Origin of the sequence: Streptomyces sp. NPDC020192, from assembly GCF_044388685.1 — a bacterium.
Lineage (GTDB): Bacteria > Actinomycetota > Actinomycetes > Streptomycetales > Streptomycetaceae > Streptomyces.
In genome coordinates this window covers 46071-64843 of record NZ_JBIRXG010000010.1, presented here as the reverse complement: position 1 = coordinate 64843, position 18773 = coordinate 46071, and the positions used below count along the sequence as shown (strand labels likewise).

Here is an 18773-nt window from a genome sequence, read left to right as displayed (position 1 = left end):
CATGCTGTTGCTTGAGAACCCGCCCACCGAAACCTCGGTGACACCCCGTCCGGACGTGCGGCCTGCGCTGCGAGCCCGGTCCGTCATCCCCGGCAGGCAGCGCTGGGATGTCGACGGCGTCTGTGGCAGACCGGTCGTGGCCCGCCTGATCGAGGATTTCCTCAACGAGGACGAGGACATCGTCGAGGCGCACGCGAACCCGGTCACCGGGCGGGTGCTGGTCCTGCACGACCCCGGCGTCCCCCCGCAGCGCATCGCCGCGCGGCTGCACGAAGCCGTCACCCGGACCCTGCGGTACGCGCGGTCGCGCGCCGGACGCACCAGCACACCGGCCACCGCGGCCGACCGCCCCCATGCCGCCGACCCGACTCGGCGTCCCCAGCGGTTCCCGCTGCTGGTTCGCGGCGGCGCCGTGGCGGTCGCGGCCCTGGCCTGTGGCACGTTCTGCATGCCGCTGCTCGCCAACCCCCTCGTCAGCCTCGGCCTGGCCGCCACGGCCACGGCCGTCGTGGTCCGGAGGGCGTGGTCGCGCTCCGATCGCGCCCAGCAGCAGGAGAAGGCGCGGGAGCAGGGCGGAACCGCCCCGGACCACCACCCGCTGCGGACCATCATCGGCCGGCACAAGCGGCAGCTCGGCGCGGCAACGCTGATGTCGGTACTCGCCCAGCTGGCGGAAATGGCGCTGTTCGCCCTGGTCCCCTCGACCGTGCTGCTGCTCGCCAAGGGTGAGAGCGCGACCCTGGCCGCGCTGGGCGTGGCGGGCGCCACGGCCCAGTTGTCGGTCCTCGTCGGCGCCGCCCTGGTGGCCTGCCTCGCCATGGCCGCCCTGGGCTACGGCGCCGGCGTCGCCTGGCGCAAGCTGGGACAGACGGTCGAGCACGACTGGCGCACCCGCACCTACGCCCACATCCAGCGACTGGCACCGGCCGACCTGGAGAGCGAGCGCACCAGCCGGGTCACCGCGGTGCTGTCCGAGGACATCAGCCAGTTGGGCACCTTCGTCGGCACCAGCCTGCATGAAACGGTCCAGCTGGCCACCAGCCTCGCGGCGCTCATCCCGGTGTACCTGCTGTTGGCTCCGCAGATCGCCTGGGTCGCCTTCGCGCCTGTCCCGCTGGTCACCTGGCTGTCCTTCCGCTTCCACGAGCGCGCGGTCGCCGACCACATCGCCTCCGGTGAGCAGCGGGCTCGGCTGAACGGCAGGATGGCCGACAACCTCCATGCCCACACCACCATCAAGGCCGCGTGCACCGAGGAGCACGAGAGCACGCGGATCGCCGAGCTGAGCCGGGAGTACCGCGAGGCCAACGGCTCCACCGACCGCAGCGCGGCGGCCCAGTCCCAGACGTTGCGGCTGGCCGGCTGCTCGGCACTGGTCGGCACACTACTGCTGGGCGGTCGGGCCGTACTGAGGGGTGAGCTGCCCTCCGCGGCGTTCGGCCCGCTGGTCGAACTGCCGGGCCTCGCCCTGGTGCGGCTGACCCGGCTGGGCGGAATCACCGATCAGTACCAGCGCACCCTCGCCGCCCTGGAGCGGGTGCAGCACCTGCACGACCTGCCCGTCGAGCCCGTCACGGAAGGCTGTCGGCTGCCCGCCCAGCAGGTCGGCGGCGACATCGAACTACGGAAGGTGACCTTCGCCTACCCCGGTCGCCCGCCGGCGCTGCTCGACACCTCCCTGACCATCGCCCCCGGCCGGACCACGGGCATCGTCGGCGTCACCGGCGCGGGCAAGACCACCATCGCCAAACTGCTCATGCGCTTCCGCCACCTCGACGAGGGACAGGTGCTGCTCGACGGAACCGACGTACGTACCGTCGCCCTGCCCGACCTGCGTCGCGCGATCGGGTACGTCGCCCAGGAGCCGTTCCTGTTCGACTCCACGATCGCGGAGAACATCCGCTACGGCACCTTCGACGCCACCGACGAGCAGCTCGTGGAGGCCGCCCGCACCGCCGGGGCCCACGCCTTCATCGACGCCCTGCCCGACGGTTACGACACCCTGGTCGGGGAGCGCGGTGCCGCGCTCTCGGGAGGGCAGAAACAGCGCATCGCACTGGCCCGCACCATCCTGCGCGACCCGCCGGTCGTCATCCTCGACGAAGCCACCTCCGCCGTCGACAACGAGACCGAGGCCGCCATCCAGCACGCTCTTCAGGCGTTCGGGACCGACCGCACGATGATCGTCATCGCCCACCGGCTCTCCACCGTCCGAAGCGCCGACCGGATCTACGTCCTGGGCCCCGGGGGCCTGGTGGCCGAACACGGGACACATGACGAACTCGTGGCGCGGGACGGCACCTACGCCACCCTGTGGCGGCTGCAGGCCGGCCATCGGGTACCGGTCTGAGGCGGGGGCGACCCCGCACCACAGGGCGCCGGGACGACACTGGCCCTGCTCCGGCTGCGAGGCAGCCGGAGCAGGGCCAGTGTGCGGAGAGCCCGTCGAAGCACCGTTTCCCGTCGGGCGCCGGACTCAGCTCGTCTTGGCCGTACCCGACCGTTTCTTGGGGGGCACGACCCCGTCGGTGACGTCCCGAGGCGCCGCGTCGGGTTCCTTCTTCCCTGCCGCCTCGGCTGCGACGTCACGCATCTCCCCGGCCGCCCTGACAGAGGCCTGTTTGACGTCCATGACCAGCCCCACCGAGGTCTTCACAGCGCCGCGCGCGAGGGGCTTGACGATCCGCTGAACCAGCGGCGCCGCTACCACACCCGCGACGAAGGGGGCGACAGGAACAGGTGCCATGGTGATCTCTCCTTCTCTCATCGGTCTGTACGCCGTACCCGCATATACGCCGTACCCGCGTCAGCGGCCGAGGGACGACCACGGACCGCTGGACGAGCCACACGGCCCTGGACATTCACTCCGGCGGGCGCCATCAGTGTTGCCGCAGGTCGAGCTTGGAGAGGTACATGGGGATCTTCGCCACCGTCCTGCCGGGGACCGTTGTCGTCTGCAGGGTCCCCTGCACCAGGTCCCGGACGATGAGCATGTAGACGCCACGGTCGTACACGAGCTCGACCCTGTACAAAAGACTCGCGGACGTGCCCTCCTCCGCTGTCTCCATCACGAGGTCACGGCCTTCGGCCATGGATTCCACTCCTTCTCAGCTTTGTCCGGGTTGACGTAGGTGGCTGACACAAGGAACTGGGCACGCCATGGCCGCGGCTGCTCTACCGGCCGCCGTCCATCGCCTCGGCGAGACTCCGCGGCCGCATGTCGGTCCAGGTGCGCTCGATGTACTCCAGGCACGCCTGCCGGCTGTTCTCCGGCTGGGCCACGGTCCAGCCGTCGGGCACATCGGCGAAGGCCGGCCACAGGGAGTGCTGGTGCTCGTCGTTGACCAGCACGAGAAAGCGGGCGTCCTCGTCCTCGAACGGGTTGGTCATCAGTCGCCCTTGCCGCTCGCGACGCCCGCGGTGGCCGCGGCAGACCGAGGCCGCACGGTCGTTTCCACGAGCTTCGCGTCATCCCGCAGCTCGGCGTTGATCATCTCGGCGGTCACCTCCGCGGCGATGTCGTGGAACTCCTCGCCTGCCTGGTGCGCGGCCTTCTTCACCTCCATGGCCAGACCCACGGTCGTTTTGATGGTGCCGTGCACCAGCGGCTTGGCGAGGCGCTTCGCCAACGGCGCCAGGACGAGGCCGAGCAGGAAGGAGGGGATGACAGGGGGCATGGTCGGGATCTCTCTCTGCGGGTGAGGAACGGGGGGCTCGAATGAAATAGTGGCGCCCTTGTGCCGCCAATTCCTGCACACGCATCCAGCTTCACCCTTGCGGGCGAAAAATATCTATCATCAAGTGAACTCGATCGAAATACAATTCGCCGCAACACGAGGACTCCTCCATCCGTGTGCGCAGGTAGAAGTGTCCTGGAGGGATGCGATAACGTCGCTCGGGCGCCCGATTACGGGCCACGAAAAAGAGAGGAGATCGGCGCGTGGATTTCGCGCTGACCGCCGAACAGGAGCAAATGCGCAAGGAAGCTCTGCGCTTCTCCCAAGCCCAACTCAACCCCTCTTCGCCGAGTGATGACCGCCCCTTTTCCCGCGACCTGTGGCGGCAATGCGCCGAATTCGGCGTTCAGGGCATGCCGTTTCCCCATGAGTACGGTGGCCAGGGCGCCGACCTGCTCACCACCGTCCTGATGCTGGAAGAACTGGGCTACGGCTGCACCGACAACGGACTGCTTTTCTCGCTGGGCGCTCATATGTGGTCCTGTGCGCTGCCGCTCTGGCGTTTCGGCGACGCCGGGCAGCGAGCCCTCTATCTGCCGTCGCTGTGCGACGGTTCGATGATCGGCGTCCAGGCGGTGACGGAGGTCCGGTCCGGGTCCGACGCGCTCGCGGTCGGCACGACCGCCCGGCCGAGCGGTGACGGCTACGTCCTCGACGGGGTCAAGACGTTCATCACCAACGCGCCGGTGGCCGACGTCTTCGTCGTGCTCGCCCGGTCCGGCGAGCCCGAGGACGTGGGCGGACTGTCCGCGTTCATCGTCGAGCGGGACCGACCGGGCGTCCTTGTGGGAGAGCCCTTCGAGAAGATGGGGCTGTCCTCCTCCCCGATGGGCGAGGTGGTTCTGGACGGCTGCCGCGTGCCGGCATCGGCACTGCTGGGCGGCCCCGGCGCGGGCATGACGGTGTTCAACACCACCATCGAGTGGGAGCGCTGCTTCATCATGGCCACCGCCCTGGGCACCATGCGCCGTCAACTGGACGAGTCGGTCGCCCATGCGCGCACCCACACACGGTTCGGTGAGCCCATCGGCCGGAAGCAGTCGGTGGCCGGCCGCATCGCCGACATGCGGGTGCGACTGGAGGCCGCCCGGCTGATGCAGTACCACCTGGCCTGGCTCAAGGATCAGGGCAGACGCACGAGTCTGGAGTCCTCCATCGTGAAGCTGTACCTGAGCGAGGCGCTGTGCGAGTCCAGCATGTCGGCCTTCGCGACCCACGGTGCGTACGCCTACATGTCCGGCACCTCGCAGGAGCGCGATGTCCGCGATGCCCTGGCAAGCCGCATCTACTCGGGCACGTCCGACCTCCAACGCGTGATCATCGCGCGGATGCTGGGGCTGTGAACTCATGACCGATCTGCTGCACCACCTTCTGCGCCGAAGCGCCGCCCGTGCTCCGCACGCCACCGCGGTGATCGACGACGGCGGTGACGTGACCTACGCCGAGCTCGACCGGCGGGCCAACCAACTGGCCCGCCTGCTGCTGTCGCTGGGGGTCCGGCCCGGTGACCGGGTGGGACTGCACCTGCCTCGCACCGCCGACGCCCTGGTCGGGGTGTACGGGGTGCTCGCGGCCGGTGCCGCCTATGTCCCGCTGCCCCTCGGCGTTCCGGCGCCCCGGCTGCGCACCATCGCGACCGACGCCGGGATCCGTGTCGTGGTGGCGGCGCGAGAGGAGGCCGACCGGTTGCGGGCGGACCTGGGCGGGCCCGGTTCCCCGGTCGCCGAGGTGGTCGCCCCGCACGAGGCGGCCGAACGGCCCGGTGCCGCGCCGGACATCACCGTGGAGCCGGACGACCTGGCGTACGTCCTGTACACCTCGGGGTCCACCGGTAATCCCAAGGGCGTGATGATCTCGCACCGCAACGCGCTGTCGTTCGTGGCCTGGGCGGCGCGGGAGTTCGAGGTGACCGGGGCCGACCGGCTGGCGAACCACGCCCCGCTCCACTTCGACCTGTCGGTGTTCGATGTCTTCGCCGCGGCGTGGGCGGGTGCCGCCGTGGTGCCGGTGCCCACGACCGTCGCCGCTTTTCCCCGTGTGCTGACCGAGTTCGTCCGTGACCGGCGGATCACCGTCTGGTACTCGGTGCCCTCGGCGCTCAACCTGCTGGTCTCGCGCGGTGGCCTGGACGCCGGTGACCTGCCTGATCTGCGCCTGGCCCTCTTCGCCGGCGAGGTGTACCCCGTACCGCTGCTCAGGCGGGCGATGCAGACGCTTCCCGACACGCGTTTCTACAACCTCTACGGCCCCACGGAGACGAACGTCTGCACCTACTACCAGGTGCCGCGGCCCCTCCCGGAAGACTGCGCGGCACTACCCATCGGGGTCCCGCTGCCCGGGGTCGAACTCTGCGCGGAGGCCGACGACGGCCGCCCGGCCGGGGTGGGCGAGACGGGTGAACTGTGCGTCCGCGGCGCCACGGTCATGCGCGGCTACCTCGGTGACACGGCGCGCACCGCGCAGGCCCTGCGCCCCGCCCCCGACCGGCCGGGCGTCCCCGCCTACCACACCGGCGACCTGGTCACCCAGGACGCCGAGGGCCACTGGCACTTCCTCGGACGGCGGGACTCCCAGATCAAGACCCGCGGCTACCGGGTCGAACTCGGCGAGGTGGAACGGGCGCTGGCGACCCACCCGGCCGTACTGGAGTGCGCCGCCGTCGCCGTCCCCGACGAGGAGTTCGGCCACCTCATCGCGGCGTTCGTCGTGCCGCGCGAGGACGTGGCGGCCGCCCGGCTGACCGCCCACTGCCGCACCGTCCTGCCCAGCTACATGGTCCCGTGGCGGCTGCGGACAGTGGCGGCCCTGCCCAGAACCACCACAGACAAGATCGACTACCGCCGGCTCAAGGCGGACATGGAGGTAAGCGCCCATGCGCAACACCGCTGACCAGGTGCGGAAGTTCATCGTGGAGGGCCTCGGCTGGGACGGATCCCCGGCCGAGCTCACGGACGACCTGCCGCTGATCGAGAAGGGCATCCTCGACTCCCTGGGCCTCCTCTCGCTGGTCACCCACCTGGAGAACAGCCTCGGGATCCAGGTCGACGATCGCGACATCATCCCCGACAACCTGGGCACGCTCAGGAGCATCGACCAGTATGTCGCCCGCAAGCTGGACGAGGCACGGTCGCGGAAGGCAGCCTCAGCACCGATGTAGTCCGCCGAGCGCGAGCCGGGTCGCGTCCCGGACCCGCCGATCGGCGTGGGCGCCCCGTCACTCCTCCTTCTTCTTGCCCGCCGATGCCAGCGTGCCGCCCAGCAGGGCCGCGCCCAGCGGCCAGGAGCGCATGTGGACCGGCAGGGTCACGCACTGGTCGCCGAGGCGGAGGAGCAGGCCCCGGTCCACCAGGTCCCGTGCGGCGGCCGCGTGGTCCGGGGTGGGGGTCAGCTCGGACCAGGAGCGGCCCTCCAGGCCGCGCAGGAAGACCTCCGTCGGGGCGGGATCGTCCAGGACGATCCGGCCGCAGGACTCGGGGCGTTCGTCGACGACGGACAGGAACGTCGGGCCCTTGCGGAAGTACAGCAGGCCGAAGCTGCGCCCGGAGCGCCAGTCGGCGGCCGGTGCGGTCCCCCGCCGCACCACCGTGATCGTCTCGGGGGCGGGCAGATGGTCGAGCCGCGGGATCAGACCGAGCTGGTCCGCGCCGATGATCAGGGACCAGGTGACCGGGGTGCCGATCGAGGAGCACTCGCGCAGCAGCGCGACGATCCGCACGATCGTGTGGGCGGGCAGCGAGGAGAGGTCGGCGGGCTCGGCCAGCCGTACCCCGCAGACGGGGACGCGCGGCAGGAGCGCCGCCAGTTCGGTCGCGGCGGGCAGGCCGTCCCCGTCGGCGCCGAGGGTCAGCGTGGCGGCCCTGGGCCGGCCGGCGGCCGGGGTGCGGGACTCGTCGGCGGCCCGTGCCCTGAGTTCACCGATGTCCAGCAGCGTGCTCATCGACATGCCATGACCTCCTTGCCCTCGATCAGCTTGCGCCGGTACGGGTCGATCTCGACAGCGACGCTCACGTAGCGCCCCTCGTCCTCGAAGGCCAGGCCGCGCTCGACGAAGGAGCGGAGCATCTCCTCGACGTCCGCCTCCGCCACGTCGTGTCCGCTCTCGGCCAGCCGCCGGCGTACGCCGTTGAGGGCCGCCCCCTGGAACATGCCGAGGTACACATTGCTCCGGACCTCGTCCAGCTCGATCACTTCCTCCGGCCAACTGGCACGGCGGTCCTCGATGACCACCCGGCCCCGGTCGTCGAGCCAGTAGGAGAGGCTGCTGTGCGGATAGGCCTTGGCCCATTCCTCGCACGCCTGCTTGATCTCGTCCTCGATGGCGCCCGAGATCCCCTGCACGCTGGTGTCGAAGAAGAACACCATGTCGTACAGCTCGTCGCGGGGGACCTCGTAGATGAAGTCGTATATCTCGGACGGACGACGGAACATGAATCCCTGACCGGGATCCTCGAAGTAGGGGCTGAACCGCTCCAGCGCGATGCGCCAGGCCCCGGTCGGCGGTTCCAGATGCTCGAGTGCGGCGATCTTCCCGAGCAGTCGGCGGTAGTCGTCCTCGGTCTCGCCGGGGAAGCCGTAGAGGATGCTCCAGGTCACGTTGAGACCGACATCCTGTCCGTCGCGCAGCATGCGCACGTTGTGCGCGGCGCTGACGCCCTTGTCCATGAGGCGCAGCACATGGCTGCTGAGGCTCTCGATACCGGGCTGCACGAACAGGACGTTCGCCTCTTTCAGCTTGCTCAGCTGCTCCCGGTTCATGTTGGACTTGATCTCGTAGTGGATACGCAGATCGCAGTCGAGGGCGGCGATCTCCGGCATGGCCGTGTCGAGGTACTTCAGGTCGAGGATGTTGTCCACCATGACCATGTCGAGGACCTGATGACGCTCGGCGAGATCCCTGACTTCCTGGGCGATGCGTTCGGGGGCCTTGCTGCGGAAGTCGATGTTCGATCCGTTCAGGCCGCAGAACGTGCACTGGTGGGCCTCTCCCCACCAGCAGCCGCGGGAGGTCTCCAGCACCAGCATCGGGCTGACGTGGTGCCGGACGGGTGACCGCTCCAGCGACCGGAAGTAGGCGTCGTAGTCGGGCGCGGGCACCAGGGCGAACGGGATGGCCCCCTGTGCCGGCGGGTTCACGACCGTCCGCCCGTCGTCCCCGCGCCAGCTGAGCCCCGGGACGTCGGCCACGCTCCTGCCCCGGGCGATACGGTTCAGCAGCGCGGGCAGGGCGCGCTCCCCCTCACCGCTGACCACGAAGTCGAGCTGCTCGAAATTCCGGTGCAGGGCTGGTCCTTGGGCGCCGTCGCAGTTGCTGCCGCCCAGCACGGTGAGAATTCCGGGTACGCGTTTCTTCAGTTCCCGGGCCAGGGCGAGGGAGGGCACATTCTGCATGAAGGTGCTCGTGAATCCGACGACGTCCGGCGGGTCGGCGGCGATCTCGGCCGCGAGATCCCGGACGAATGCGCGGGCATGCCGCTGCATCTCGACGGGCAACGCCGGGTCGATGTCCCGCTGTTCGAGGAACTGGGCGTACTCGTCGACCTTGTAGGTGTCGACGTCGTAGAGCGCCGGAGTGAACACCCAGTCGCCCACGCCGTGGAATACCTGGTCCGCGACATCGCCGTAATGCGCCGTCGTGATGGCGCCGTCACTCTCCCGCATCAGGTGTTCGGCCCAGCGGAGATTGGCGTAGAGCGTGTCGATGGTCCAGTCGGAGGCGTTCTTGCGGATGCACGGCCCCAGGATGCCCAGTGCGCTGGACGGCGTGTCGAGACCTTGCCACGGCATGGCGATCATCAGGATTCTCACAGGATGCCCACCCTTGGATGTCGGTCGAAAGCGCCACATGCGAAGGACATGGAAGTTCTCCCGAGATTACTCGGAAGAAGCGGGAACGGAAGGCGGCCGGGCGGGAATTCGAGCGGTGCTCCGGCCGCCTTCCAGGGGAATTAGAACCAATTACCGCGGTCCGTGGCGCCGAACGCTTCCAGCAGCCTTCGATGCGCCTCGGCCTCTCCCACCGAGATCCGGACGCCGTACCCCGGGCAGGCCCGGACCTTGACCCCCGCGGCGGCCGCGGCCCGGGCGAGCGACTCGGCGGCCGAAGGCACCGGGAGCCAGACGAAGTTGGCTCTGGACCGCAGGACGGGCAGCCCCAACTTCCCGATTTCCAAGGTCAGTTCCTCGCGCGCGGCGGTCACCGTCCGCAGCCGTGCGCGCAGTTCGGCGCCGCTGTGCAGGGAGAGGATCGCGGCGCGCTCGGCGAGATGCGTCACGCCGAACGGCAGTGCCGTCTTGCGGACCGCGGCGATGACCTGCCGGGGTCCGGCCGCGTATCCGACCCGCAGCCCGGCCAGCCCGTAGGCCTTGGAGAAGGTGCGCAGGACCACGGTGTTGCCGTGCGCGCGCAGCACCTGCGGCCTGCCCGGGGGATCGCCGCCCCGGTCGAACTCCACGTACGCCTCGTCGAGGACGGCGACCACATGGTCCGGCAGGGAACGCAGGAACCGGTGCAGCCGGGCGCGCTCGATGACGGTTCCGGTGGGATTGTGCGGGGAGCACAGGATCACCACCTTCGTCCGCGCGCCCACCGCGGCCCGGATACCGGCCAGGTCGTGGTCCCCGGACGAGGTCAGCGGGACCTGTACGCCGGCCGCGCCGGAGACGGCGACCAGCAGCGGATAGGCGTCGAACCCGGGCCAGGCGTAGACGACTTCGTCGCCCTCGCCGCACAGGGCGAGCAGGATCTGCTGGAGCACGCCCGCGCTCCCGGGGCCGACCGCCACCCGGTCCGCGGTCAGCCGCAGATGGGCGGCGATCTCTTCGGTCAGGGCGCGTGCGGTCGGGTCGGGGTAGCGGGCGAGCCGGGACAGGCCCTCCCGGAGCACGGCGAGCGCGGCGGGCAGCGGGGGAAGGGCCAGTTCGTTGCTGGACAGGTCGAAGGCGACGGACGGGCTGTCCGGCGCACCGTCCGACTCGGTGACCCGGTAGGCACTCATCTCGCCGAGGGCGCCGCGTTCCGCGAACCTCACGTTCATCGCATCAGACTCCTCCTGCGTGCCGGTAGGGGGTGCGGGAGCATCGGCGTGTCACGGAGTGCGCACCGGGAGCGACGCGCGCGTGGCGAGCAGTTCGTGGAGCATCTCGTGGACCGGTGCGCCGGTGCCCGCGCGGGCGGCGAGGCGTACGGCGGCCCCGGTCCAGGCGTCGAGCTCCGACGGCCGGCCGGCCAGGATGTCCCGTTGCAGCGAGGTGGTGACGTCGGGCGCCTGCCCGTCCATGAGCGCGGTCGCGGTGTCCACGGCGTCGTCCGGGAGGGCGATCCCGAGGGCACGAGCGGTCGCATGGATCTCGTGCATGCCGGCGATCAGCAGTTTCCGGGTGCCGGGACGCGAGCGCAGTTCGCCCACGCTCGCCCCGCCGGTGGCGGCGCCGAGGCTGCCGATCGGGACCAGCAGCAGGAACTTCGCCCAGAGCGCGGCCCAGATGTCGTCCGGCTCCAGCGCCGTGACCGAGGCGGACCGCAACAGCTCGCGCAGCCGCAGCACCCGCTTGGACGCGCCGCCGTCCCACTCGGCGAAGCCGAGGGCGCCGGGCGGACCCACGTGCCTGACCTCGCCCGGGCCGGCGGTCGTGGCGACGACCCGTACGGTGCCGGGCAGGACCCGGTCGCGGCCGAGCGCGGCCGCGGCCTGCTCAGGGGCCTCCACCCCGTTCTGCACGGTGACGACGGCGGTGTCGGCACCGACCAGCGGCCCCAACGCGTCGACGGCGTCCGGTAGTTGTGGGGTCTTCACGCACAACAGGACATAGTCGGCCGCGCCGATCTCCCGCGGATCGTCCGACGCCCGTACCTCGGACACCGTCTCGACACCGGAGGCGTCGGTGATGCGCAGCCCGTGCCGGCGGAGCGCGGCGAGGGTCGCGCCACGCGCCAGGAAGCGCACGTCGTGTCCGGCGGCGGCGAGCCGTCCGCCGAGATATCCGCCCACGGCGCCGGCTCCCACCACGGCGACGCGCGAAGCGTCCGGTTCCCTGGTCATCGCGGCAGCTTCTCCCCCACGCGCAGGGGCAGGGACTCGAGTCCGCGGCTCAGCGAGCTGTCGGACAGCCAGGCGATCTCCTCGGCGGGCACCGCGAGGGCGAGCCCCGGCAGCCGGCGCAGCAGCGCGGAGAAGGCGATCTCGCCCTGGAGCCGGCCCAGCGGGGCGCCGATGCAGAAGTGCGGGCCGTGACCGAAGCCCAGGTGCCGGTTGGGTGAGCGGGTGACGTCGAAGCGCTCCGGGTCGTCGTACACCTCGGGGTCGTGGCCCGCGCTCGACAGTGACAGATGGACGAAGCTGCCCTGGGGGATGTCCACTCCCCCGAGGTGCATGTCCTCGGCGGCGACGCGCAGCGAGGCCCAGGCGGCGGAGCCCTCGTAGCGCAGGATCTCCTCGATCGCGGTGGGGATCCGCTCCGGCTCGGCGCGCAGCAGGGCGAGTTGCTCGGGGTGGCGCAGCAGCAGGGCCGTGCCGTTGCCCAGCATGTTGGCGACCGTCTTGTGTCCGGCGATGATCAGCAGCAGGAGCGTGGAGAGCAGTTCCGTCTCGCTGTACACGCCCGCGTCGTGGGCTCTGATGATCGCGCCGAGCAGGTCGTCCCGCGGATCCGTGCGGCGCTCGGCCACCAGCTGGGTGAAGTACGCGCTGAACTCCTCGCTGGCGGCCTTCAGTTCGGCCTCGTCGTGCTGCAGGGGGTCCTGGCTGAGGACATAACTCCACTCCAGGAACAGCGGCCTGTCCGCGACGGGTATCCCGAGGTATTCGCAGATGACGGTGAGCGGCATCGGCAGGGCGAAATCGGTGAGCAGGTCGATCTCACCGTGCTCGGGGAAGGCGTCGATGAGGTCGTCGACGATCGCCTGGATGCGCGGCCGGAGCCGGGCGATCCTGCCCGGCAGGAACGCCCGCCGGATGGGCTCCTTGAGCCGGGTGTGCTTGGGCGGGTCGGCGAACCCCAGGTTGCCGACCACGAGGAGGCTGTTGGTGACGGCCCGGTGCCGGTATCGCGGCGGCAGGTTCTCGACCTGTTTGGACAGCCGCGCGTCGCCGAGCGCTTCCTCCACGGTCTTGTTCCCGAGGACCGCGTACGCCTCGGCGCCGGGCGGGACGTCGATCCGGTGCACCGGACACCGGGACCGGTACTCCGCGGCCGCCACGTGCGGATTCGGCCCGGGGTCGGTGAAGAATTCCGTGGGAATGACGTCCGTCGGGTCGGTCATCACTTCTCCTCGGTCGCTGCGGTGCCGCTGCCGCCCGCCACCGCAGGCACGATCCAGATGACGTCGTGGTTCTCGACCTTCGTCTCGAGACCGTCGAGGCCCCTGATGTCGTCGTCGTTGCGGTAGACGTTGACGTACCGCTTCACGGACCCTTCCTGGTCCATCAGCCGGTCCAGTACGCCCGGACACTCCCGGTCGACGTCGGTCAGGACGTCCCGTATGTTCTCGCCCTCTCCGGGCAGTTGCCTGCGTCCGCCGGTGAGCACGTGGAAGGCCGCGGGAAGCTTCACGGTGACGGTCATGTCTCATACCTCCGATGCGACGGTGAGTTCCTCGTGGATCGACGCCGGGATCCGTACGTCGAGCGCGCTGCAGTGCTCCGGCCCGGGCCGCCAGCCGGCCACCCGGTGGGTCATACCGGCGCCGGTCGCGCGGACGTACCAGATCACGTTGACCGGCCAGGACGACTGCCGGAAGAGGTATTCGTCCATGCGGGTCGGATTCTCGCTGAGTTCCTGGAATCGTTCGTGCGGCGGGCCGATCTCGTGCCAGTTGGGGTGCGAATGAATGGACCCCATCAACTCCAGGCCGTTCGCGGACTGTTCCATGACGGCCCGCAGAACGCCCTTTTCGTCGGACCAGAATCCTCGCCCCGGATTCCGGTACACGTCGCCGAATTTCGGGGCGATGGTCCTTTCGAATTCGGCGATGACACTCTCGTCGCGGTCGCGCACATTGGGCACGAATTCGATGTGGCTGATCGTGATCTCGGCGGCGTCCACCCGGCCGAACAGAAGACCCGAGCAGCGCGGCAGATGGCTGGGCACGCCGTCGGCGTCACGGCTGTCCAGGCATGCCCGGGCCTCCCGCACGGCATTGCTCATGAAACGCCTGGCGGGTTCGAGTTCGAATCGGACGGTTTCCGGCAGATCGCCGTACGGTCCTGTCACCTGTGGCTCCCCCCTTCGGGGTCGGCTGCACCTCGTACGAGGGTGGTCCTCGGGCCTCGAATCGTTCTCGAGACTTCCTGGACCGTTTCGAGATGTCCTTGACCGTTTGTCTTGACCGTTTGTGAGGCGGGTCTGTAGGGCGGGTCCGTGGAGCCGGCGGGGATCAGGGTGTCCGGGCAGAAAAAAATCCCCCGGCCGGTTACACCGGGCCGGGGGACGGTCTGTGCGGGCGGGCGGTCAGTAGTGACTGTTCATCGCGGCACGCACCTCGGCGAGCGTGGCGTCGGCCACGGCCCGGGCGCGCTCGTTGCCCTCGCGCAGCGTGCGGTGGAGGTGGGCGCGGTCCTGCGCGTACTCGGCGCGGCGGGCCCGGATCGGCGCCAGAAACTCGTTGACCGCCTCGGTCACGGTCTTCTTCAGCGCGGCGGCACCCGCGGAGCCGATGCCGTCGGCCACCTCCTCCGGGGTCCGGTTCTGGCACAGGGCTGCCAGCAGCAGGAGGGAGGACACCTCGGGGCGGTTCACCGGGTCGTAGGTGATGTGCCGCTCGGAGTCCGTCTTGGCCCCCTTGAGCAGGCGGGCGGTCTCGTCGGCGTCGGCGGCCAGGGTGATGGCGTTACGGCGGCTCTTGCTCATCTTGGTGCCGTCCGTGCCGAGCAGCAGCGGTGCGCTGGAGAGCAGGGCGTCGGGCTGGGGGAAGACCGAAGTGCCGTTGCCGTAGCGGTCGTTGAAGCGGCGGGCGATGGTGCGGGTGACCTCCAGGTGCGGGAGCTGGTCCTGGCCGACGGGCACCAGGTTGCCCTTGCAGAAGAGGATGTCGGCGGCCTGGTGGACGGGGTAGGTGAACATCAGGCCGCTGACGGCGGACTGGCGCGAGTGGGCGATCTCGTCCTTGACCGTGGGGTTGCGGTTGAGCTCGGCGACGGAGACGAGGCTGAGGAAGGGCAGCATCAGCTGGTTGAGGGCGGGGATCGCGCTGTGCGTGAAGATCGTGCTGCGCTCCGGGTCCACGCCGATGGCGAGGTAGTCCAGGACCAGGTCCTCGACGTGCCCGGTCAGGTTGTCCGCGACATCGCGGTCGGTCAGGACCTGGTAGTCCGCGATGATCACGTACGTCTCCACGCCGAGGTCCTGAAGACGTACGCGGTTGTGCAGCGTGCCGAAGTAGTGACCCAGGTGCAGCCGGCCGGTGGGGCGGTCGCCCGTCAGCATGCGGAACTGTCCGGGGTCCTTGCGGATCAGCTCTTCCAGCACCGCACTGCGGGCCTGCGCGGCAGACGTCCCGAGCGTGTCGGCGGAGGGAGCTGCGGCGGCGGCGTCGGGGCCGGCGGCCTGGGGCGTGTTGTTCACAACGTCTCCTGGTGGGGTCGGTCTCGCCGTCGGAATGGCACGGGCCCTGGTCCAGGGGACGCGAAAGGGCCGTCCTTCCGAACGGCCCGGTCATGCGTGCGAGTCGGCCGCTCCTAAGGGGAGCGCCACCAGCTGCGACATGACGAAAGATGCATGCGGACAGCATAGCGTCGGCCGCTGGAGTCCGGGTGGAATATGAGTCGGGGCGCGGCGGGTCAGGCGTCGGCCAGCGGGTTGGGCAGGGGCAGATAGCGGGCGTCCGCGCCGTCCGCGCCGGTCCAGCGCAGCAGCAGGTTGGTCTTGCCGGGCAGGGTGGGCGCGGTGAGCAGGGCGGGGATCTCCGGCAGGTCGTGCCGGGCGAGTTCGCGGCGGGCGGCGGGCCAGGGGTCGAGGCCGGGGTGGTGCTCGGCGAGGGCGGCGGCGATCTCGGTGAGGTGGTTCACCACCAGGCAGTACACCAGCCGTTCCCAACCCGCGGCCCGGGTCACGTCCGGCAGCAGTTTGACGCCCTCGGCGTCCCGGAACAGCGCCCGCACGGGGGTGCCGGCCGCGTCGACGGCGACGAGGGTGTTCTGCAGATGAGCTTCTACGACGACCCCGTGGTCGTCGAACGCCGCGAGGGCGGGCGGTACGACCTGGCGCAGATACGCCTCCCACCAGCCCTGCGGGTCGGTCGCGGCGGCCAGCGGGCTGCCCTCGAAGCCCTCGGCGAGTCCGGCGGCGAGCAGCGCGGTGGCGCCGGGCGGGAGGTGCGCGCGCAGCCCGTCGCGGACGAGCACGGCCAGTTCCTCGAAGGCGAAGGCGGCCGTACGGTAGCCGCGGTCGCTCAGCCAGGCCGCGGGCGGGTCCACGGCCGCGAAGGCGTGGGCGGCGGCGGTGTCGGTACGCCGCAGTTTCCGCAGGTCGTGGCGCCACAGGCGGCGGATGTCATTGGTGATGCGGACGTCCAGGGAGAACTTCAGGAACAGGTCGCCGCGGGGTTCGTAGACCGTGCGGATCGCCGCTGTCGGCCAGGTGTCGAAGGCGGTGGCGCCGAGCCGGACCAGGCGGCCGTCGGCGAAGGCCGGGGCGAGGTCGCGGGCGACGAGGTCGAGCTGCCAGGGGTGGGCGGGCAGCAGCCGGTAGCCGGGCGGGGCGGTGCCGAGGGCGTCGAGGGCGCGGGTGTCGCCCTCCTCGGCGACCTGGTCCTCGCGGACGCCGAGCAGCACCAGCGGGAAGCGTGCCTGTGCCTCGGGGGCGTACGGCAGCCAGGACGCGACCGGGCCGCCGCCGCGCGCCTTGGGGGCCGGGTGGTAGGGGTGGCCGGTGATCAGGGACTGCTCGGAGCGCAGATAGGGGTCGGCGGGCGCGGTCGCGCGGGCGCGGGCGGTGAGCAGCGCGGCGACCGCGTCCCGGCTGTCGACCATCTCGGCGGGCAGGTCGCCGCCGGGCAGCCCGGTGTGCCGGCGCAGTTCCTCGGCGACCAGTTTGACCAGCTCGGTGTGGCCGACGGGCCGCCAGGCCCCGGCCGCGCGCACCTCGGGGTCGGCGGGGCGCCGCCCGGCGCGTACCCGCAGCAGCCGGCCGCTGGGCAGCCGGTGCAGCCGGTGCCGGTCACCGGGGTCGGGGAGCGGCTCGGCCACCTCGCGCAGCAGGCAGTTGAGCAGGGGCGCGGCCGCGTACGCGTCGGCGCGGCGGCCGACGGCGGCGGTGGGGGATGTGAGGTCCACGCGATCCATTCGTTCTACGTCCAGGGGCCGAACACGTCGTCCATTGTCCAGCGGGAGTCCGTCCGGCGGGGGTCGTGTCCGGCGTCGCGGTGCGCGGGCCCGGCGCACCGCTGATCCGCAGGGCTCACGGCACCGGGAGCCCGTCGCGACCAGTATGTCCGTCGTCCCGCACAATCGTGCCCCGAGGGCGGGCCCCATGCCCGCGTCTCCGCGTCCCCGTCCCCCGTCTCCCCCGTTCCCGAGGAGCGACCGTGCACCGTCCCCCCGCCGCCGAGGCCGAGATCGCCGCGGAGCTGGCCGTCGTACGGCCAGCCCTGCTGCCCCGGTACACGGCGGAACTGCCGGGTGCCCGCGCCGCCGTGCTGACCCGGTTGTGGCGGGCGCTGGCCCATGAGCCGCTGCCGTGGATCACCGGGCGGGTGCGCGGGGCGGCGGGCCTGGCCCTGCGGCTGGCCGACGGCAGGACGCTGTACGGGCCGCACGCGGATCCGTACGCGACGAGCGCGTACGTCACCGGCGTCCGCCTCGGCCGGGACCGCCACGTGGATCCGGCGGGCCTGATGACCGCGCTGGCGGTGCCGCACGGCGAGGCGTTCGCGGCCGAACTGGCGGAGAGTACAGCTTCGTTGGCGCTGTCCCGGGCGGACGCGGATCACCCGAAGGAGTGGGGCAGGGACTGGGAGTGGGAGCAGCGGGTCACCGACGGGCATCCGTACCACCCCAACTGCCGTTCCCGGCCCGGCTTCTCGGTCGCGGAGCAACTGGCGTACGGCCCCGAGCACCGGCCGGTGGTGGGGCTGGGGACGGTGCCGGTGCCGGCGGCCGACTGCCTGGTGACCGGCGACTGGCCGACGGAACTCCGGGACGGGGAGCGCCTGTTGATCCCGGTGCACCCGTGGCAGGCCGCCCACGTCCTGAAGCGCGCGTACGATCCCTGGCGCCCGGCCCACCCCCTCCTCTCCCTGCGCACCCTCGCCCTCCCGGGCGGCGGGCCGCATGTGAAGACCGCGCTGAGCGCCCGGCTGACCTCGTCGGTGCGGGACATCTCGGCCTACTCGATCCGGTCCGCCGGGCCCCTCAACGACCTCGCCGAGCAGTTGGTGGCGCGCGGCGAGGGCCTGCTGCACATCACCCGTACGCTGGGCGCGGTCACGGCCGACTCGCCCGATCTGGCGGCGCTGTTGCGGGAGTCGCCCGAGGTGTACGCCACGCCGGGCGAGCGGGTCCTGCCGGTGGCCGCGCTTCCCCTGACCGGTCTGCCGGACTCCCCCGGCTGGCTCGCCGCGTTCACCCGGCTCGCGCTCACGGTGGGTCTGCGCCTGCTCGACCTCGGCGTGGCCCTGGAGGCGCACGGCCAGAACCTGCTGGTGATCCTGGCGGCCGACGGCACGCCCCGGCGGCTGGTCTACCGCGACCTGGCCGACATCCGCGTCAGCCCCGCCCGCCTGACCCGCCACGGCCTCACCCCGCCCCCGCTCACCGGCCGCCTGGTCACGGACGACGAAACCGCCCTGCGCCGCAAGCTGTTCGGCTCCCTGGTGGCAGGAGCCCTGGCCGCCACGGCGGGCTCGAGCGCCCCCCTGGGAGCGGCCCTGGCATCGGCGCTCCCCCACCTTCCCGCCACCCCCGACCTGCCGTTCCTGCGCGAAGCCCCCGTGCCGGCCAAGGCGTTGACGCTGATGCGGCTGTCCCCGCGGACCCCGGGCGACCAGTGGACGTCGCTGCCGAACCCGCTCGTTTTGGAGCCCGGCGCGTCTGCTCCATAGGA

The 18773-nt window shown here is 71.1% G+C and carries 18 protein-coding genes; 5 read left to right on the top strand and 13 right to left on the bottom strand.

All coding sequences use genetic code 11. The features are described 5' to 3' along the window. The first annotated feature begins 1 nt into the window (after position 1). Positions 2-2350 (top strand): ABC transporter ATP-binding protein, encoded by a 2349-nt coding sequence (locus tag ACH47Z_RS20420; protein ID WP_399075504.1) that lies wholly within the window; start codon positions 2-4, stop codon positions 2348-2350. Between the two features lie 126 nt (positions 2351-2476). Here ACH47Z_RS20420 and ACH47Z_RS20415 read toward each other — a convergent pair whose 3' ends face one another. The 4 genes from ACH47Z_RS20415 to ACH47Z_RS20400 all read right to left on the bottom strand — a co-directional run bounded on the left by ACH47Z_RS20415 (position 2477) and on the right by ACH47Z_RS20400 (position 3677). Next, complete coding sequence (locus tag ACH47Z_RS20415; protein WP_399075502.1) at positions 2477-2746, bottom strand: DUF5132 domain-containing protein; 270 nt, start codon at positions 2744-2746, stop codon at positions 2477-2479. A gap of 133 nt (positions 2747-2879) precedes the next feature. Continuing rightward, on the bottom strand, positions 2880-3092 hold the full coding sequence (locus tag ACH47Z_RS20410; protein WP_399075500.1) for a hypothetical protein: 213 nt from the start codon (positions 3090-3092) through the stop codon (positions 2880-2882). Between the two features lie 82 nt (positions 3093-3174). Further along, a complete protein-coding gene (locus ACH47Z_RS20405) occupies positions 3175-3390 on the bottom strand; it encodes an MbtH family protein (RefSeq protein ID WP_399075498.1) in 216 nt (71 codons plus the stop codon). Next, the gene (locus tag ACH47Z_RS20400; protein ID WP_399075496.1) at positions 3390-3677 is read right to left on the bottom strand and encodes a DUF5132 domain-containing protein; all 288 of its coding nucleotides are present in this window, start codon (positions 3675-3677) and stop codon (positions 3390-3392) included. The genes ACH47Z_RS20405 and ACH47Z_RS20400 overlap by 1 nt, the downstream gene beginning before the upstream one ends. Positions 3678-3940: 263 nt before the next feature. On the opposite strand from ACH47Z_RS20400, the gene ACH47Z_RS20395 reads away from it, so the two are divergent. Genes ACH47Z_RS20395 through ACH47Z_RS20385 form a run of 3 tightly spaced genes read left to right on the top strand, consistent with a single transcriptional unit; the run spans position 3941 to position 6894 of the window. Next, on the top strand, positions 3941-5080 hold the full coding sequence (locus ACH47Z_RS20395) for an acyl-CoA dehydrogenase family protein (protein WP_399075494.1): 1140 nt from the start codon (positions 3941-3943) through the stop codon (positions 5078-5080). A 4-nt stretch (positions 5081-5084) separates the two neighbouring features. Continuing rightward, positions 5085-6626 (top strand): amino acid adenylation domain-containing protein, encoded by a 1542-nt coding sequence (locus ACH47Z_RS20390; protein ID WP_399075492.1) that lies wholly within the window; start codon positions 5085-5087, stop codon positions 6624-6626. Next, a complete protein-coding gene (locus ACH47Z_RS20385) occupies positions 6610-6894 on the top strand; it encodes an acyl carrier protein (RefSeq protein WP_399075490.1) in 285 nt (94 codons plus the stop codon). The genes ACH47Z_RS20390 and ACH47Z_RS20385 overlap by 17 nt, the downstream gene beginning before the upstream one ends. 57 nt (positions 6895-6951) lie before the next feature. On the opposite strand, the gene ACH47Z_RS20380 is transcribed toward ACH47Z_RS20385, so the two are convergent. From ACH47Z_RS20380 to ACH47Z_RS20340, 9 genes are all read right to left on the bottom strand, one after another. Beyond that, a complete protein-coding gene (locus ACH47Z_RS20380; protein WP_399075488.1) occupies positions 6952-7680 on the bottom strand; it encodes a DUF5825 family protein in 729 nt (242 codons plus the stop codon). Beyond that, positions 7671-9542, bottom strand: a complete 1872-nt coding sequence (locus tag ACH47Z_RS20375; protein WP_399075486.1) for a RiPP maturation radical SAM C-methyltransferase — start codon at positions 9540-9542, stop codon at positions 7671-7673. Before ACH47Z_RS20375 ends, ACH47Z_RS20380 begins: the two co-directional genes overlap by 10 nt. Positions 9543-9682: 140 nt before the next feature. After that, positions 9683-10771, bottom strand: coding sequence for a histidinol-phosphate transaminase (locus tag ACH47Z_RS20370; protein ID WP_399075484.1), 1089 nt, complete (start codon positions 10769-10771; stop codon positions 9683-9685). A gap of 51 nt (positions 10772-10822) precedes the next feature. After that, positions 10823-11776 carry a 2-dehydropantoate 2-reductase gene (locus ACH47Z_RS20365; protein ID WP_399075482.1) on the bottom strand — a complete coding sequence of 318 codons (954 nt, stop codon included), beginning with the start codon at positions 11774-11776 and terminating at the stop codon, positions 10823-10825. Beyond that, the gene (locus tag ACH47Z_RS20360; protein WP_399075480.1) at positions 11773-12996 is read right to left on the bottom strand and encodes a cytochrome P450; all 1224 of its coding nucleotides are present in this window, start codon (positions 12994-12996) and stop codon (positions 11773-11775) included. The genes ACH47Z_RS20365 and ACH47Z_RS20360 overlap by 4 nt, the downstream gene beginning before the upstream one ends. After that, positions 12996-13298, bottom strand: coding sequence for a MoaD/ThiS family protein (locus ACH47Z_RS20355; RefSeq protein ID WP_399075478.1), 303 nt, complete (start codon positions 13296-13298; stop codon positions 12996-12998). Before ACH47Z_RS20355 ends, ACH47Z_RS20360 begins: the two co-directional genes overlap by 1 nt. A gap of 3 nt (positions 13299-13301) precedes the next feature. Continuing rightward, complete coding sequence (locus ACH47Z_RS20350; RefSeq protein WP_399075476.1) at positions 13302-13823, bottom strand: hypothetical protein; 522 nt, start codon at positions 13821-13823, stop codon at positions 13302-13304. A gap of 360 nt (positions 13824-14183) precedes the next feature. Then, positions 14184-15296: a tryptophan--tRNA ligase gene (gene trpS, locus ACH47Z_RS20345; protein WP_399075473.1), complete on the bottom strand. Its 1113-nt coding sequence runs from the start codon at positions 15294-15296 to the stop codon at positions 14184-14186. Positions 15297-15511: 215 nt separating this feature from the next. After that, positions 15512-17014, bottom strand: a complete 1503-nt coding sequence (locus ACH47Z_RS20340) for an IucA/IucC family protein (protein ID WP_399075471.1) — start codon at positions 17012-17014, stop codon at positions 15512-15514. Between the two features lie 242 nt (positions 17015-17256). Here ACH47Z_RS20340 and ACH47Z_RS20335 point away from each other — a divergent pair, with 242 nt between their 5' ends. Next, positions 17257-18771 (top strand): IucA/IucC family protein, encoded by a 1515-nt coding sequence (locus ACH47Z_RS20335; RefSeq protein WP_399075469.1) that lies wholly within the window; start codon positions 17257-17259, stop codon positions 18769-18771. Positions 18772-18773: the final 2 nt, after the last annotated feature.

Excerpts from the sequence above, each read along its gene's own strand:
- ACH47Z_RS20365 (WP_399075482.1), bottom strand. The coding sequence starts at position 11,776 with ATGACCAGGGAACCGGACGCTTCGCGCGTCGCCGTGGTGGGAGCCGGC.
- ACH47Z_RS20420 (WP_399075504.1), top strand. The coding sequence starts at position 2 with ATGCTGTTGCTTGAGAACCCGCCCACCGAAACCTCGGTGACACCCCGT.
- ACH47Z_RS20400 (WP_399075496.1), bottom strand. The coding sequence starts at position 3,677 with ATGCCCCCTGTCATCCCCTCCTTCCTGCTCGGCCTCGTCCTGGCGCCG.
- ACH47Z_RS20405 (WP_399075498.1), bottom strand. The coding sequence starts at position 3,390 with ATGACCAACCCGTTCGAGGACGAGGACGCCCGCTTTCTCGTGCTGGTC.
- ACH47Z_RS20355 (WP_399075478.1), bottom strand. The coding sequence starts at position 13,298 with ATGACCGTCACCGTGAAGCTTCCCGCGGCCTTCCACGTGCTCACCGGC.
- ACH47Z_RS20385 (WP_399075490.1), top strand. The coding sequence starts at position 6,610 with ATGCGCAACACCGCTGACCAGGTGCGGAAGTTCATCGTGGAGGGCCTC.
- ACH47Z_RS20415 (WP_399075502.1), bottom strand. The coding sequence starts at position 2,746 with ATGGCACCTGTTCCTGTCGCCCCCTTCGTCGCGGGTGTGGTAGCGGCG.
- ACH47Z_RS20390 (WP_399075492.1), top strand. The coding sequence starts at position 5,085 with ATGACCGATCTGCTGCACCACCTTCTGCGCCGAAGCGCCGCCCGTGCT.
- ACH47Z_RS20370 (WP_399075484.1), bottom strand. The coding sequence starts at position 10,771 with ATGAACGTGAGGTTCGCGGAACGCGGCGCCCTCGGCGAGATGAGTGCC.
- ACH47Z_RS20340 (WP_399075471.1), bottom strand. The coding sequence starts at position 17,014 with ATGGATCGCGTGGACCTCACATCCCCCACCGCCGCCGTCGGCCGCCGC.
- ACH47Z_RS20380 (WP_399075488.1), bottom strand. The coding sequence starts at position 7,680 with ATGTCGATGAGCACGCTGCTGGACATCGGTGAACTCAGGGCACGGGCC.
- ACH47Z_RS20360 (WP_399075480.1), bottom strand. The coding sequence starts at position 12,996 with ATGACCGACCCGACGGACGTCATTCCCACGGAATTCTTCACCGACCCC.
- ACH47Z_RS20410 (WP_399075500.1), bottom strand. The coding sequence starts at position 3,092 with ATGGCCGAAGGCCGTGACCTCGTGATGGAGACAGCGGAGGAGGGCACG.